Annotated in this window: 15 protein-coding genes; 2 read left to right on the forward strand and 13 right to left on the reverse strand. The window is 61.7% G+C overall.

What is annotated here, in order from left to right; genetic code table 11:
- Positions 1 to 72 precede the first annotated feature (72 nt).
- Complete coding sequence (licT, locus tag AC2CGQ_RS20255; RefSeq protein ID WP_015376821.1) at positions 73 to 921, forward strand: BglG family transcription antiterminator LicT; 849 nt, start codon at positions 73 to 75, stop codon at positions 919 to 921.
- Here the strand turns inward: licT and AC2CGQ_RS20260 are convergent.
- From AC2CGQ_RS20260 to mak, 3 genes are all read right to left on the reverse strand, one after another.
- Positions 918 to 1304 carry a type II toxin-antitoxin system VapC family toxin gene (locus tag AC2CGQ_RS20260; protein ID WP_015376820.1) on the reverse strand — a complete coding sequence of 129 codons (387 nt, stop codon included), beginning with the start codon at positions 1302 to 1304 and terminating at the stop codon, positions 918 to 920. The two genes, licT and AC2CGQ_RS20260, sit on opposite strands and share 4 nt — an antisense overlap.
- Positions 1301 to 1534, reverse strand: a complete 234-nt coding sequence (locus AC2CGQ_RS20265; RefSeq protein ID WP_004940455.1) for a type II toxin-antitoxin system Phd/YefM family antitoxin — start codon at positions 1532 to 1534, stop codon at positions 1301 to 1303. The genes AC2CGQ_RS20260 and AC2CGQ_RS20265 overlap by 4 nt, the downstream gene beginning before the upstream one ends.
- A gap of 102 nt (positions 1535 to 1636) precedes the next feature.
- The gene (gene mak, locus AC2CGQ_RS20270; protein WP_031300025.1) at positions 1637 to 2551 is read right to left on the reverse strand and encodes a fructokinase; all 915 of its coding nucleotides are present in this window, start codon (positions 2549 to 2551) and stop codon (positions 1637 to 1639) included.
- 217 nt (positions 2552 to 2768) lie between these two features.
- Here mak and rdgC point away from each other — a divergent pair, with 217 nt between their 5' ends.
- Positions 2769 to 3680, forward strand: a complete 912-nt coding sequence (rdgC, locus tag AC2CGQ_RS20275) for a recombination-associated protein RdgC (protein WP_004940461.1) — start codon at positions 2769 to 2771, stop codon at positions 3678 to 3680.
- A gap of 65 nt (positions 3681 to 3745) precedes the next feature.
- On the opposite strand, the gene ppnP is transcribed toward rdgC, so the two are convergent.
- The 10 genes from ppnP to AC2CGQ_RS20325 form a co-directional block, all read right to left on the reverse strand.
- Positions 3746 to 4036, reverse strand: coding sequence for a pyrimidine/purine nucleoside phosphorylase (gene ppnP, locus AC2CGQ_RS20280; protein ID WP_004940463.1), 291 nt, complete (start codon positions 4034 to 4036; stop codon positions 3746 to 3748).
- 211 nt (positions 4037 to 4247) lie between these two features.
- Positions 4248 to 4925, reverse strand: coding sequence for an AroM family protein (locus AC2CGQ_RS20285; RefSeq protein WP_082997070.1), 678 nt, complete (start codon positions 4923 to 4925; stop codon positions 4248 to 4250).
- 4 nt (positions 4926 to 4929) lie between these two features.
- A complete protein-coding gene (locus tag AC2CGQ_RS20290; RefSeq protein ID WP_004940468.1) occupies positions 4930 to 5859 on the reverse strand; it encodes a DUF1177 domain-containing protein in 930 nt (309 codons plus the stop codon).
- Positions 5860 to 5893: 34 nt separating this feature from the next.
- A complete protein-coding gene (locus AC2CGQ_RS20295) occupies positions 5894 to 7450 on the reverse strand; it encodes an OPT/YSL family transporter (protein WP_015376817.1) in 1557 nt (518 codons plus the stop codon).
- Between the two features lie 218 nt (positions 7451 to 7668).
- Entirely contained in the window at positions 7669 to 8442 is a 774-nt protein-coding gene (locus tag AC2CGQ_RS20300) for an IclR family transcriptional regulator (RefSeq protein WP_484593835.1), read from the reverse strand.
- Positions 8443 to 8695: 253 nt separating this feature from the next.
- Positions 8696 to 9487, reverse strand: coding sequence for an energy transducer TonB (locus AC2CGQ_RS20305; protein WP_484593836.1), 792 nt, complete (start codon positions 9485 to 9487; stop codon positions 8696 to 8698).
- Between the two features lie 2 nt (positions 9488 to 9489).
- A complete protein-coding gene (locus AC2CGQ_RS20310) occupies positions 9490 to 10821 on the reverse strand; it encodes an HlyD family type I secretion periplasmic adaptor subunit (RefSeq protein ID WP_004940475.1) in 1332 nt (443 codons plus the stop codon).
- Positions 10818 to 12602 carry a type I secretion system permease/ATPase gene (locus AC2CGQ_RS20315; RefSeq protein WP_160125141.1) on the reverse strand — a complete coding sequence of 595 codons (1785 nt, stop codon included), beginning with the start codon at positions 12600 to 12602 and terminating at the stop codon, positions 10818 to 10820. The genes AC2CGQ_RS20310 and AC2CGQ_RS20315 overlap by 4 nt, the downstream gene beginning before the upstream one ends.
- A 72-nt stretch (positions 12603 to 12674) precedes the next feature.
- Entirely contained in the window at positions 12675 to 13241 is a 567-nt protein-coding gene (locus AC2CGQ_RS20320; protein ID WP_004940479.1) for a heme acquisition protein HasA, read from the reverse strand.
- 78 nt (positions 13242 to 13319) lie between these two features.
- The gene (locus AC2CGQ_RS20325) at positions 13320 to 16007 is read right to left on the reverse strand and encodes a TonB-dependent receptor (RefSeq protein WP_088381280.1); all 2688 of its coding nucleotides are present in this window, start codon (positions 16005 to 16007) and stop codon (positions 13320 to 13322) included.
- Positions 16008 to 16119 lie beyond the last annotated feature (112 nt).

Consider the following 16119-nt stretch of genomic DNA (forward strand, 5'->3'; position numbering starts at 1 on the left):
ACCTGACGCCCGGGATCGCTTCCGGGCGTCAGGTTTTTTCGTTTTCAGGATGCTGAAACACCGGGAAAAACCATGAAAATCGCTAAGATACTCAATAATAACGTGGTGATTACGCTGGACGACCGTCAGGCAGAGACGGTGGTGATGGGAAAAGGAATCGGCTTTAAAAAGAAGCCCGGCGATACGCTGGACGAAAGCCTGATCGAAAAGGTCTTCACCCATAACGGCGGAGAAATCGCCGAGCGCTATAAAGAGCTGCTCGCCGAGATCCCATTGGCCTGCGTCACCACTGCCGACAGGATTATTACTCTCGCCCGCGAACGCCTGCCGGGCAAGCTGCATAACATCGTCTACATCACGCTGACCGATCACATCCACTTCGCCCTGCAGCGCCATGCGCAAGGGCTGGATATCAAAAATGCGCTGCTGTGGGAGATTAAAAAACTCTACCCGGCCGAATTCGCCGTCGGGCTGGAGGCGCTGGCTCTGATCGCCCAGCGGCTGGATACCGCGCTGCCGGAAGACGAAGCCGGATTTATTGCCCTGCACCTGGTCAACGCCCAGCTTAACGACGAGATGCACAACACGCTGCACATTACCCGCGTGATGCAAGAGATCCTCAACCTGGTCAAATACCATTTCCGCTTTGATTACAACGAGGAATCCCTGAGCTACCACCGGTTCGTCACCCACTTGAAATTTTTCGCCCAACGGCTGCTGGGGAAAAACTACGTCGACAGCGACGACGACTCGCTGTATCAGGTGGTGAAAGAGAAGTACCGCGAGTCATTCGCCTGCGCAGGTAAGATCAACCGCCACATCGAAAAGCACTATCAGCACCAGCTCACCACGGAAGAGATGATGTTCCTGACCATTCATATCGAACGGGTGCGCAGCGAAAGCGAGGAAAAGCCGGTTTAACGGCGGGCGTCCGCCACCCGCACGCCGTACTGCGGAAACACCGCGTCGGCGGAAATCAGCGTCAGCCCCTCGGCCTGCGCCTGCGCGATCAGCATGCGATCGAAAGGATCCTGATGGTGTGGCGGCAGCTGCCCGGCCTGTTGGCAATGAAAGGCGTCCATCGGCAGCGACAGAAAATCTTCGGCCTCGATGATCGCAAAGATGTCTTCCGGCAGCGCCAGCTTGCCCAGCGCCTGCTTAATCGAGATCTCCCAAATGCTGGCCGCGCTGACGTACACCGCATTGCCCGGATCGGCGATCTGCCTTTTGGCGTTCGCGCCCAGGCAGGCGTCATCGATCAGCCACCACAGCAACGCGTGGGTATCCAGCAGCAGGCGCTTCATTCATCGCCCTCAAACAGCGCCGCAATGGCCGCATCCCCGGCGTTGAAATCCGCCGGCACGGTGAACCTGCCCTTGGCGGCGCCAGGGCGGCGCGCTTCCCCCTTGATGGCGACCAGCTGTACGTACGGCTTCCCTGCTTTTGCAATAATCACGGTTTCTCCCTCTGCGGCTCTGTCCGCCAGTTGGCTCAGATTGGATTTGGCTTCGTGCATATTGGCCTGAATCGGCATACGCGTCCTCCTTAGCTAAGTTAGCTAAAGCATAAAGCGCCGTCCAGTTTTTGTACAGTGAAGGGTTTAAAGCGCGAGCAGCCTCGCGCTTTGTTGCAACGCTTAGCGCTGCTGTTGCGGCCACAGCCAGGCCGCACCGCGCACGCCGCTGGAATCGCCGTGAACCGCCTTGCGGATCGGCGTTTCACACTCGCCGCCGAACACCCAGCCTTTCACCAGTTGCGGCACCGTGCGATACAGACGATCCACGTTGCTCATGCCGCCGCCGAGCACTACCACGTCCGGATCCAGCATGTTGATCACGTGCGCCAGCGATTTCGCCAATCGCATTTCGTAGCGGCCAATCGCCTGCTCCGCCAACGCATCGCCCCGCTCGCTCAGCGCCATGATCTCATGCCCTTGCAGCGCATTGCCGCTCAGGCGCGCATAGTCGGTGGCGAAACCGGTGCCAGAAATAAAGGTTTCGATGCAGCCCGGCTTGCCGCAGTAGCACGGCACTTCGCGGGCGTAGCGCAGCTCATCGTCATCCTGCCACGGCAGCGGATTGTGCCCCCATTCGCCGGCGATGCCGTTGCCGCCGGCATGCGCCTGGCCGTTCAGCGCCACGCCGGCGCCGCAGCCGGTGCCGATGATGACCGCAAACACGGTTTTCGCGCCGGCGCCGGCGCCATCGGTGGCTTCCGACACCGCCAGGCAGTTGGCGTCGTTGGCGATGCGCACCTCGCGCGCCAGCAGCGCCGACAGATCCTTATCCAGAGGCTGGCCGTTGAGCCACACCGAGTTGGCGTTCTTTACTCGCCCGGTAAACGGCGACAGCGTGCCGGGAATGCCGATCCCGACCGATCCTCGTTCGCCGGTATGATCCTCCGCCAGTTTCACCAGCCCGGCGATCGCCGCCAGGGTTTGCCGGTAGTCATGGCGCGGCGTGGCGATGCGATGGCGAAACAGCTCCCGCCCGTCATTCGCCAACGCGATCACTTCAATTTTCGTTCCACCCAAGTCGATGCCAATGCGCACGTATTTTTTCTCCTCGATGCCGCGCAGCGTTGTCACAGCCTAATGTAAGCGCGCGAATGAATCACCTGTTTCCCATTCTCCGTCCCGTCCTTTCCCGATGCGCAAAGCGACGCAATTCGGAGAGAATGGGGCGATTTTTCAGCGTCAATTCGTTATCATGCCGCCCTGCTTTTGACGAATCAGCGTGCCGAACGCACGCCCAGCCAGGGATAACATTATGCTGTGGTTTAAGAATTTGATGGTTTACCGTTTGAGCCGCGAAGTGGCGTTAAACGCGGATGAAATGGAAAAACAACTCAGCGCGTTCGCCTTCACGCCGTGCGGCAGCCAGGACATGGCGAAGACCGGCTGGGTTTCCCCGATGGGCTCGCACAGCGATGCGCTGACGCACGCGGTCAACGGCCAGATCGTCATCTGCGCGCGCAAGGAAGAGAAAATCCTGCCGTCGCCGGTGATCAAGCAAGAGCTGCAGGCCAAGATTGAGCGCCTGGAGGCGGAGCAACACCGCAAACTGAAGAAAACCGAGAAAGACGCGCTGAAGGATGAAGTGCTGCACAGCCTGCTGCCGCGCGCGTTCAGCCGCTTCAACCAGACCTTCATGTGGATCGACACCGTCAACGACCTGATCATGGTCGACGCCGCCAGCGCTAAACGCGCCGAAGACACGCTGGCGCTGCTGCGTAAAAGCCTCGGCTCGCTGCCGGTGGTGCCGCTGACCATGGAAAGCCCGATCGAACTGACGCTGACCGAATGGGTGCGTTCCGGTGAGATGCCGGCCGGCTTCGCCATTCAGGATGAAGCGGAACTGAAAGCGATTCTGGAAGAAGGCGGCGTGATCCGCTGCAAGAAACAGAATCTGATCAGCGACGAAATCGCGGTGCACATCGAAGCCGGCAAGCTGGTGACCAAGCTGGCGGTGGACTGGCAGGAGCGCATCCAGCTGATGCTGTCGGACGACGGTTCGCTCAAGCGCCTGAAGTTCGCCGACACGCTGCGCGAGCAGAACGACGATATCGATCGCGATGACTTCGCCCAGCGCTTTGACGCCGACTTTATCCTGATGACCAGCGAGCTGGCGGCGTTGATCAAAAACACCATCGAAGCGCTCGGCGGCGAAGCCCAGCGTTAATCCCGCCGCAGAAACGACCAGGGCCCAGCCTTCGCTGAGCCCTGCGTTCCCCTAACGAGCAACGTTTATTTGCTCAGGTAGCGGCACAGATAGGCGGTGGCGTCGGCCACCTGCAGGTTGAACTCGCTGTGCCCCGGCACGAAGAACTTCTCGCCCGGCGTAAACACCTGCCAGTCCGGCGCCCCCGGCAGCAGCACTTTCAGCGCCCCGGTGATCACCGTCATTTCTTCCGGCTGCGCGGTGGAGAAGGTGTATTCGCCCTCTTCCATCACACCCACGCTGGTAAGACCGATGCTGCTACTGTCAAAACCGATAGACTTCACTTTTCCGGCAAAATACTCATTCACTTTCAGCATAGACTGGCACCCGCGTAATCATCTTGATGGAAAATCCATATTGGGGGATTGCGGTTGATCTGTCACTGGTTTTTCGCGCGAAATGCGATCGCGGCGCAGAGTAAAACGCTACAGGCCCTCTCGCCGACAGTCAGGGCTGCTGAAGCCCGGGGCGCCTCACGGGCGCAAAACGCCCGTAGTCGCGTCGAGCGCAGATTTATGGCTATTTGAATCAGTCGATTAACTCTGCGGCCAGCTTGGCGACCAGTACGTTCGACAGCAGCACCGGTACCGACAGACGCGCCTGCAGAAAAGCGCGGTGACGCTGGTGATAACCGATACAATCGAGCACCACCACCTCCGCCCCCTGCCGCAGCAGGGTGCAAGCCGCCTGCTCCAGCGCAGCGTCATCCGCCAGATAGGGGCTGGCGACGGCATAGATCGGCGGCGCCGCCAGCTGCCGCCATTTGCGCGCCTGCTGCCCAACCTGTTCAGCCACCGGCACCACGATGCCGACACGGTGTGTGCCGACGATCGCAGAGATCAACGGCGGGATAATGCGATCCGGTTCCAGCAACAGCACCCGTTCCGCCTGCAATCGACCGAATTCGCCGGTGCATAGCAACAGAATCACCTCGCATCCCGTCGCTTCCAGTTCGCGGATCTTCTCCTGCAACCCGCTTTCGACGCGAGCGGCGCCGAGCGTCACCTGCGTACCGTCCAAAAGACGCGACACCAGCAGCTTGTCGCCCTGTTGCGGCGCATAACGCTCGGCGATCTGCCCGATATCCAGGCCGTCCAGCAAACCGACGTGCCTCACTCGCTCCGCCGGCAGATAAGCAGACAGCAGCGGCATGATATCGCTGCGCGGCGCCTGACCGATGGTCAGCGTGGCGAATGAAGCCGTCATGGGTCTATCTCCTTTTTTGCAGGTGGCTCAGACTGCCGTACAGCGCCAGCAGCCGGTCGTATTCGGCGGCATCATAGAACCGGCAGGTACCGCGGCCGAATTCTTTGGCGACTTCCACCGCGAATTTGACCGCCAACGCGATGTCCGTTTCGTGGCTGGCGCCGGTACCGCAGCCCGGCACCACTGATTCGCTGCAGATCGCCACGCCGACCACCGGCGCTGCGGTAGCGGTCGAGGGCTGCAAGATGCTGTTGAGGTGATGTACACCGTTGCCGTAAGGGGTGATGTCCTGCGTGGTGATCGGGAAAGTCACCGCCGGCCGGCCGCTGGTCATCTCCATGATGCGCAGCAGATCTTCCGCCACCCGCAGGATGTACCCCTCTTTCACCGTCGGCGACAGCGCATAGCCTTTATGATTGATGATGCGGTTGCCTTTGGTGGTGTCGATCGACAGGATGGCGTCAGCCTCCGGCACCACTTCGTTATCGTTCATCGTCACGTCATCGATCGGTGAATCCATAAAATCAACCGGATCGTGCGGCCGGGTCGGCGCGTTCGGGCAAATATGGGTGGTGACGATCACATCGCCCGGCAGCATGTCGCCCTTGCGCTGCATCTCCGCCAACTTCAGCGCGGCGGCAATGGCGGCGATCGCGCCGTCGCCGTCGGACACCAGCCCGATTCGCGTCGGCCGCGCGCCAATGCCGCCCAGGCGGCCGATAATGCCCAGCGTCGGCGCCGCACCACCGCCGAATTTTCCTGCACTGCCGGGGATCTCGATACGCACGAAATCGGTGCCGCCCTTCGGCCCCTCGGCGCGCAAGGTGCTGGCCCGGATCGCCGGGTAAGACGCAAACAGGTCGACGACGTCTTGGCCGCTGACGAATGCGCTATCAATCAATTCAAAAACCTGCAGCGTTTGTTGCAAACTCATGGTCGTTTTACCTCACCAATGTCATCGGCAGGAGCTATTTGCCCTTGCTGGAAAAAATCGAGCTGAAGAAGTTGTAGAGCGCATCGCCGGCGATAAATCCGGCCGCCATAATCTCCATCGGCGTGCGGCCACGATCCCCCCAACGTCGCAGGATCGCCACGCGCAGCGCGATGCCGACCAGCACCGCCCACCCGGCCAAGGCGTTGTTGATCAGTAGGCCGGTTGCCAGAAGCACGCCGAGCTGGCGTTTAGGGCCGCCGACCAGCTGCACCACGGCGCCGGGGATCGCCCAGATCAACAGACTCCAGGCGATGCCCGGCTGCGCGCCGGCCTCGATGGTTTTGGCGTAAACGCGCGCGACCGGCGGGATCAGATCCTGCAGGAAATAGCTGTGGTAAGAGAGGTAAACCACCGGAATGGCGATGATGAAAGCGATCAACGCCGCAAACAGCTGAATGCGACGCCCCAGCAGCTCTTGCTGCAGATCCTCACCGTAGCCGCGCAGGATGAAGCCGGCTTTCAAATCGAAGCCCATGTCGGCGAAGGCCGGCCCGGTGGCGGCGGTAAAACCGGTCAGGATGCATAGCGCCAGCGGTGGGAAACCGATCAGGATACCGACTATCAGGGTGATCAACGCCACCGCGAACGCGGGAAACCAGCCGGAGTGCATGGCAGCGATACCGACGATCAACTCATGAACGAAAGCGGCAAACGCCGCGTAAATCACGAACAGCGCCAACATCGGCAGCGACATCTCGCTAAACAGCCCGCCGATCAGGGCCAAAAAAGCGGCGATGACGATATAGCCGACCGCGCCCAGACCGAGCGCTTTGCTTACGGCGCTGTCGGGTTGGGTATAACCGGCGCTATCAGCGCGGCGGCTGCGGATCACCTGCGCGACCTGGATCAGCGCCACCAGGCCAGCGCCAACCATCACGCCGTGCGGAATAAAATGGGCGTTAATATCGAATCCGGCCACCGGCTCGGCGTAGGCCCGCAGCAATAGCCCGACGCCGAACATGCTCAGCGCCCAGATATTGCCGATAAAGGCGGTGCCGAAAGCCGCCATGGGGATCTTGAGCATTGATCCAGCGATGCCCACCACTACGCCCACCACCAGGAGCCAGGCCTGCTTGCCGCCGCGATCGCCGGCTTTAATCGCCTCTGCGGCGGCGACGCCCGGCGGCCAGGCATTGGCGGCGGGGAACACTTTGGTATCGAACAGACGATAAAGCAGATAGGCGTCGAGCAGCATCGCCGCCGCCACGCCGCAGAACATCGGTAAAATAAGCTGCGGTTGCCCCATCACGTAAGGCACCGCAATCGGCATCAGCAGACAGTTGGCTGCACCGAAAGTGGCGGAGGAGATCACCGTTTGCGCCAGGTTCTGGGTATGCACCGAACGATAGCGTTGGAACATCTGTAGCGGGATGCGCGCCAACAGCATGGCGATCAGCGCGCCGATGATCGAAGTGTTGGGCGTCACGCCCAGCGTGGTGATCAGTTGAACGCCGATGATCGCCCCCATCACCGAAAGTAGCGCCATGACCAACAGCGTGCCGGCCGCTTTTAGCGGATTATTTGATTTCATGCTTGGTTTCCCTGAATATTCCCTGCCGCATGACGGAAATAACGCCAGGCGATAGCTCGCCGCAGCAGTTCCATTATTTGGAACTGCTGGCGTCATAACATTATTATTCTCTTACTCAGCCTATCTACTCCCACCAATAAAATACGGTGGAATATAACTAATGAGTTCCCTGGTGTCGGCACTCGTTAATTATGATGGAATGCTACAGCTCTGACGCGTTATTTGATCTGCTGCCAATAATCATCGCCATATTTTTCCGCCAGTTGGCAGGTGACTGCGGTTAATTCGGCCAGAACTTCCGGTACGAACGGCTGTTCCTCACCCTGCGAAGGGAAGGACAGACACAGCCCCACCGTCTCGCTGCCGTGCTTGTTCACCAGCGCGGTCGCCAGCGAACTGATGCTGTTCAGGGTTTCATTGCGTGCCAACGACCATCCCTGGTGCCTCACCTGCTGCAACTTCTGCAACAGCGCATCCAGCGTTTGCGGCGCATTGGGCGAAGCCGCCCGATAACCGCCGGCATAACGCGCTCGAACCTGCTCGTCGCTTTCACGCGCCAGTATCGCCCGGCCGACCGAGGTTTCCGCCGCCGGTGAACGGTAACCCGCCGGAGTGACCACCTGCAAAAAGTGGCGGCCGGGAAACATGCGCATCACCATGATCTCCTGCCCCTCCAATACCGAAAGGTAGCCGGTACACGCCGTCTGGCGACACAGCTGCGCCATACTGGTCGCCAGGCTGTCCACCAGCGGCATCGACAGATAGTGGCTGGATACCGCCAGCAACAGCGCACCGATGCGGTAACGCCGGCTATCGGGATCGCGCTCCAGCATGCCCTGATTTTCCATGGTCTGCAGCAGGCGCGACACCGTGCTTTTTGGCAGCGCCAATTGATCCACCACGTCGCTGAATGCTATACCCGGCTGGCCATGCATCACGCGTTGTTGAGAAAAGAGTTTTAATACCGCAGCGGCATTTTCCAGCGTTGTCATGATCCGCCTTGTTCCACTATATGGAACTCAGTTCCTGTTTTATAATTAAAAACTAAAACCCGAACTCCACAGCGTCAAGCTGTTTATTTTTTATCAGCAGAAAAATAAAAGGCATTCGTGCTTTTTAAATTAAAATATCGCGCAGAACGCCAACTTCGTCACGTTGATTAAAATAACGATACGCTTTGAAAATAATGAATAGCAGGACAAGCTGCTGAAAAATGGTTTTGTTCGGGGGATATCTCGTCGCGACTCAAAAACCCGCGCCGCGCAAACTGAAATCGATCGGCAGCGTCAATTCCACCGTGCCGTTGACGTAGGCGTCCGACGGCGGCGTGGGCAGCGGCGAAGCGCGTTTGACCAGCGCCTGGATTTCACGATCCAGCGACGGCAGCCCGGCGCTGCTGACCAGCGTCACCGCCAGCACGTGGCCCTGTCTGTCCAACGTGAAACGCACCTGCCCGACGCCCTGGCGCTTCAGCCGCAGTGCGTCTTTGGGGTAACGCTTAAAGCGATTCAGGCGGCCGCTGATGCGGCTGCGCCAGTTGTCCTCCCCCGCCTGAGCATAGGGCGTCAGGCGGGTTTGCGGCGCGGCCGTTTTATCCGCGCGGCCCGGCGGCGGCGCGCCGACGCTTTGTTCCTGAACCTTCGGCGGCGCGATGATTCTCTCGTGCGGCGGCGTGCGGGGCAGGTTGTTTTTCTTCACCGGCTTAGGTGGTTTTTTCTGTTTCAGCGGCACGGCGATGTTCGGCTGCGCGGCGTCAGGCGCTTTCACTAGCGGCAACGGCTTCGGCGGCGCCGGCGGTTCAACCTGAGGCGGCGGCGTCCTTTGTCCCGGCGGGTGTTTCGCCTCGGCCGGGGCCTGCGGCGCGGCGGCCATCAGCACCATCACCGCCGGCGGCGGCACCCACGGCGGCTCGGCCTTGTATCTCCAGGACCAAAACAGCGCGGCAACCAGCAGATGCAGCGCCAGCACCAACACCAGACAACGGCGCCAGGGCATGGCGGTGCCGGGTGCGGCGAAAGGCAGCGGCGAAACCGACATGCTCACTCTTCCGTCAGCGCCAAATGGAGGCGATCGGTCAGCGGTTTGAACAGATAGTTCATCATCGAACGCTCACCGGTGCGGATGAAGCCTTCGACCGGCATCCCTGGGCGGATCTCCAACCCGCTCAAGCGTTGCAATCCTTCTTCGCTGACCTTGGCGCGCACGCTGTAATAAGGCGCGCCGCTTTTCTCGTCGGTCAGGCGATCGGCCCCGACCAGCGTCACTTCGCCCTCGACGCGCGGCGTGGTGCTTTGGTTGAACGCCGAGAACAACAATTCGACCGGCAACCCCACCTGCACTTTATCGATCAACTCGACCGGGATGCGCGCTTCTACCTGCAGCCCGCGATCGCTGGGCACGATCTCCATCAGTTGCTGACCGGCGCCAATCACGCCGCCTTCGGTGAACACGCTCAACCCCACCACGGTGCCCGCCACCGGCGCTTTCACCTGCGTATGCCCCAGATCGGCCTCCGCCTTGGCCAGGCGGTTATCCAGCTCGTCCAGCTTCATCCGTACCTCGGCCAATTGGCTGCTGACCTCTTTTTGATACTCCTCCCGCCGCTGGATCGCCCGCAGTTTCAGCTCCAGGATCTGGCGCCCCAGACGGCCGATATTGCCGCTGTCCTCGGATGCCTGGCCGTCGATCTGCGCATGCTGCCCCTCCAGATCCAGCAGCCGATTGCGCGCCACATACCCTTGCGCCGCCAGCTTGCGCATGCCGCCCAGTTGCTCCTGCAGCATGGCCTTTTGCCGTTGCTTGCTGGCGTAAGACTGCCGAACCCCTTCCAACATCGCCTGCGATCCGGCGATGCTTTCCGCGATCGCCGCCAGCTCGCTCTGCAGCGCCGCACGGCGGCTGGTGAACAGCTGTTGCTGCAGCAGCATCAGCGACATCACCTCCGGCTCTTCTCGCCGCGTTTGCAGCGATGGCGGGAAAGCGATCGCTTGCAGACCGTCGCGCTCGGCTTGCAGCCGCGCCTGCTGCGCGGCGTTGCTCAACTGCTGGCTGCGCAGCGCATCGCGCTGGGTGCGGCTGTCGACGGTATCCATCAACAACAGCACCTGCCCGGCGCGGACCCGGTCGCCCTCATGCACCTGAATCTGCGACACCACCCCGCCGCTCGGGTGCTGCACCGCCTTGCGGTTGCCGGCCACCACCACGCTGCCGGAAACCGGCACGCCTTTGTCCAGCGGCGCCAACAGCCCCCACAGCAGGAAACCGCCAAACCCCAACAGCACCAGCCAGCCTCCCAGCCGCAGATAACGGCCTTCGTCGAACTGCCGGGAAAGGGCGTCGATATCGCCGGGGATCACACTCTGATTGCTCATACTTTTCGTTCACCGCTGGCCGTTTTGGCGAAGTTGGCGTAATTGACGTTGAAGCCGCCGTTGCTGCGCCCGGCATTGGCCGGTGCGGCGGCAGCGGCGGGCGCAAAACCAGGCAGTTTTTTCAGGATGGCGTCGCTGGGGCCGAAGTGCTGTATCTGGCCGGCGCTCAGCACCAGCAATTTGTCGGTGGTCGCCAGGATCGCCGGTTTGTGGGTCACCAACACGATGGTGGTGCCGCGCGCCTTCAGCGCTTCGATCGCCCGCTGCAGCGCCCCTTCCCCTTCGCGATCGAGGTTGGCGTTCGGTTCGTCCAGCACCACCAGCGCCGGAGATCCATACAGCGCGCGCGCCAGCGCCACCCGCTGACGTTGGCCGCCGGACAGGCCGCTGCCGCCTTCACCCAGCTCGGTCTCATAGCCTTTCGGTAAATGCAGGATCAGCTGATGCACGCCGGCCAGCGCCGCCGCCGCCACCACCTTCTCGGCGTCGACCTGCCCAAAGCGGGCGATGTTATCCGTCAGGGTACCGGCGAACAGCTGGATATCCTGCGGCAAGTAGCCGATATGCGGCCCGAGTTGTTGCTTGTCCCACTGCTGAATGTCTGCACCGTCCAGCCGCACGTCGCCGCTGAGCGGCGTCAGCGCGCCAACCAGTTGGCGCATCAGCAGGGTTTTGCCGGAGCCGGACGCGCCAATCACGCCCAGCACCTCGCCGGCCTCCAGGCGAAAACTGACGCCGTGCAACACCGGTGCCGTGCCGCCTGGCGCACTAGCGGTCAACTGATTCACGACCAATGTACCGCCGGGTGCCGGCAGCGGCAGACTCGGTATTCGTGGCGGGTTAGCGGCCAGCATCACCTCCAGCCGCTGCAAGGACTGGCGCGCCGATGACCACTGCTTCCAGGCGCCGATCAGCTGATCGATCGGCCCCAGCACCCTGCCGATCAGGATCGATCCGGCGATCATCATGCCCGGCGTAATGTCGCCGTTGACCGCCAGCAGCGCGCCGCAGCCCAACATCAGCGACTGCAGCGCCAGCCGCACGGTTTTCGACCAAGCGGTGACCGCGGCGATTTTCTCGCTGGCGCGGTTCTGCAGCAGCAGGAACTGCTGATGCTGCCGCAGCCAGCGCAGGCGCAAGTCGGTCAACATGCCCATGGCGGCGATGGCTTCGGCATTGCGCAGGTTGCCGTTGGCCTGCTGCGTGGCGCTCAGCGCGACGCGGCCGGCCTCCGCCAGCGGCGCCTGCGACACCCGCTGGTTGAGCCAGGCCAGCAGCACCAGCAGGATCACCCCGGCGCTGGCCAACGCGCCAAGCCAGGGGTGGAGCAGAAAAACCACCAGCAGATAAACCGGGAACCAGGGGGCATCGAAAAAGGCGAACAGCGCATTGCCGGTGGCGAACTGGCGCAGGTTGGTCAGATCGTTCAATGCCTGCCCCGCCAGCGGGTTGCCGGTTTTCAAATTGGTTTCGAAGGCGGCGTCATAGACTCGCTGATTGAGGCGCATATCCATCTGGGCGCCAAGGCGGATCACCACCTGGCTGCGCACCCACTCCAGCAGGCCCATAAACAGGTAAAGGCCGACCACCATCAGGGTCAGCATCGCCAGCGTCATGCGGTTGCCCGACGGCAACACGCGATCGTAGACCTGCAGCATATACAGCGCCGGGGCCAGCATCAGCAGGTTGATCACTGCGGTAAACAGCGCAATGCCCCAAAATCCGCGCCGGTATGCGGCCAGCACGCTCATCACTTCTCCGCGCCTGACGGCGTTTTTCATGGCGTTTTCCATCGGCTAAAAACGAGAAAACGCCCGCCGGGGCACGCGGCGCCGGCGGGCAAACGGCCGCGATCAGGCCGCCAGCAATTCCGGGCTGTCGGCGTGCTGCACGCCCACCGCCGTCGCCGCCGCCACCTGATCGAAGGTGGAGTTGACGCTCAGACCGTAGTCGTCGAGGATGCCGTTCAGCGCGGTTTCCAGCGCGCCGGTATCGCCGGACATCAGGCCGTACACCACCTGGTGTACCACGCCATCGTGGCCCTGCGCCTGCAGGCTGCTGAGATTCAGGCCGCCGAAGCTGACGTCAGGAACCTGGATGTTGTACGGTGTAGAGCCGCCGCCGTTCAGGCCGTCGCCGAACGACAGGGAGTCCAGTTGACCGTACAGGGTGTGCGCCGGTGCGTTGAACAGGGTGTAGGTCAGGTTGCCGCCCGCCACGAACGAGGTGATGTTGTTGGCGGTGCTGGTCACGGCATATTGGCTGCCGGACAGGCTGCCGCCGTAGAAACCGCCGCTGTTGGAGTCGGTGACATTACCGTTGGTGTGGTTGATATCGCCAAACGACGACGCCCACTCGTTCAGATAGTTATGGATGCTGTAGCTGCCGAAACTGCTGTCATAATTGACTGAAAATGCCATTTCTCTATCTCCATTGATGAACGGCGCCCCTTGCGAGGCGACCTCTGTGCTCAACGATGAGCAACGCCCTTTTACTGCTTAAAAACGGTACTCCACCCCGCCCTGCACGCTGCGGCCGCGCCCCAGGGTATTGGCCAGCGTCTCGCCGTAGCTGACGACGTAGGCGCGGTTGGTCAGGTTCTCCACCGAGCCGCGCAGCGTCAGGCTGTCGGTCAGTTTGTAGCTGGCGTACAGATCGAACAGGGTGTATTTCGGCCAGTCGGCCAGATACGGGTAGTTGGACGGCACCGAGCTGTCCTGATAGCCCGGCGCGAAGCGCACGGTCACCCCGGCGTCCAGCTTGCGATCGAAAGCGCGGCCGCCCAGCGTCACCGAACCGCGATCGCCCGGCAGGTAAGCGGCGGTGCCGAACTGCGAGCCGCCGTCGCAGGACACGGCGTCATTCGCCGTCGGATCCTGCTCCGCGTAGAAATTGCCCGGCCGGGAGTTGGCGCCGTAACGCAGGCGATTGCCCAGCCAGGCGTTCCTGGAGCAAAACTCGTTTTTACCGATCATGTGGGTGTAGGTCAGGTCGGCGTAGAACACCCCGGCGTCATAGTTGAGCTGGTACTCCAGCCCGCGGAAACGGGTTTTCGACAGATTGTTGACGTAGGCGGCGTTGCCGATGCTCGGCTGCACCAGCCCCGGCTTGTCCCGGTTAATCGCCAGGTTGATGTAGTTATCCACTTTGGTGTCGAAATAGGCCACCTTGGCCACCAACCGATCGCCCTCAAACCACAGGTCAGGCTGCTGTACGTTGAACCCCACTTCCCAGGCGCGCGAGCGCTCGGCCTGCAGGAACGGGTTGGGATATTGCGTAGAGGTGCTGTGCGCGCTGCCGTTGGTCAGCGTTTCAGTGATCGCCGGCGGCCGCCAGGATTTGCCGTAGGTGGTATACAGCTCCAGCCACTCCACGCCGGGGCGCACCGCCAGCGCCAGCGTCGGCGACAGCTTGCCCTGATCGCGATCGACGTTCCACTCCTGCTGCGTGGTCGTCGCCAGGCAGTTGCGCAGCCGCAGCTGTTTGCAGGGATTCTCCGCCGTATACGGGAAGTCGGCGTAGCTCAGACCGGTCTGGCCGCGCAGGCGATAGCGGTCGTAACGCAGCCCGCCTTCCAACGTCAGCCAGCCGTCGTAGTCATAGGTCAGATTGGCGAACAGGCTGGCTACCGAACGGTTGCCGGCCGGCGTCACCCCATCCATGCCTTGGCGGGAAGAGTCGCTGGTGGCTTTGTCGTAATAGAACTCCAGCCCGTAATTGGCGCGGAAGTCATGCCCCGGCGCCAGGCTGAAGCGCGAGGTGTTTTGCGCCTGTGCGCCATAGGTACGCAGACGGGTGCGCGTCGCGTAGCCGTTGTCCAGCAGCGAACTGGTGCTGTAGGTGTCGCTGTCATCCTGAGTATCGACGTAATACAGCTTGGCCTGAAAATCGAGCCAGTCGACGTCTTCCGGCGCCAGGCTGTAGTCGAACGCCGCGTTGCGCGCCATCACGTCGGTGTAGCCGGTGCGCTTCCAGCCCAGTTCGTAGGGCGGGCGAGTGCCCAGGTTAGTCAAGGTGCCGGCGATCGGCGATGCGGTCTGGGTCTGCAGATAACTCAGCTGCAGGCGCTGGTTGGCGGGCAGGTTCCAGCCCACCTTGGCCAGCCGCGAGTGCATGCGGTAATGGGTGTCGGGGATTTTGTTGTTCTTGATGCTCTCGGCGTAGCGATCGTAATTGCCGGTGTCGTTATTGATGCGAATGTTGCCGATGTCGCCCTTATTGCCGGGCCAATAGTCGCCGAGGTGGCGTTCGCTGGCGGCCAGCAGGATATCGCCGGTTTCGTTGCCCAATGCCAGTATGCCGCTGCCGATGAAGTGGGTGCCGTTATCGCCGGTGCTGGCGTGCAGCTTGCCGCCCAGCTCTTTGCCCGGCGCCAGGAAATCGCTCGCGCTGACGGTATTGAAGGTGGCGATGCCGCCGAGCGTGCCGGCGCTGCCCATACCGCCGCTGGTACCCTTGTCGATGGTTACGCCGGACAGCAGCTCGGAATCGATATACATGGTGCCGTTACGCTGGCCATGGCCGCTCTTTTGAAAATTCTGCCGCATGCCGTCGATATTCATGTTCACCCGGCCATAGTCTTGTATGCCGCGGATGTTGACCGACAGCGCCGGATCTTGCTGGCTGACGCTGGAATAGGCCCCCGTGGTCTGTTCCAGAATATCGGCCGCGTGCCGCGCCGGGCGGTTGTCCATCTGTTCGCGGCTAATGACGCTGACCGAGCGCGGTTCGTCGTAAACCCAATCGTTGGCGTTGATGCCGCCGGCGCCCAGCACCGTCAGGCTGTCCAGCGCCAGCGCGCCGCCCTCTACGTTAGCCGTCGGCAGCCGGCTCAATACGATCTGCCCCTGCGGCTGCAGGCGGAAAGCCACCGGATTGCCGCCGATCAAGCGCCTCAGGCCCTGTTCAACGCTCATGCTGCCGTTCAGCACCGCCGCCTGCATGCCGTCGAGCTTCACCTCGTCGAAAAACACCTGCATGCCGGCCTGCTCGGCGAAGCGCAACATGGCGCTCTGCAGCGGCTGCGCCGCAATGTTGAAATGCTTTTGCTGTGCGGCCTGCGCACCGTTCGCCTCAGCCTGGACGGCGAGCGCCACAGCCGGCTGAGTCAACATCATCGCCGCCAGCGCGGCGCGTACCGCCGTGGCCAAGCGGCCGGCCGGCGTGGTTCCCTTGTGAATAAGCATGCGTGTGTGTTCCACCCGAAAGAATGTCAAACCAAGTGATAATGGAAATCAATCTCGTTTAAACATAAGGACGTTCCGGGAGGCAAAAACCCGTAAAGATTTTTTACAGAAA

Source organism: Serratia sp. DFXYC6 (assembly GCF_057196085.1).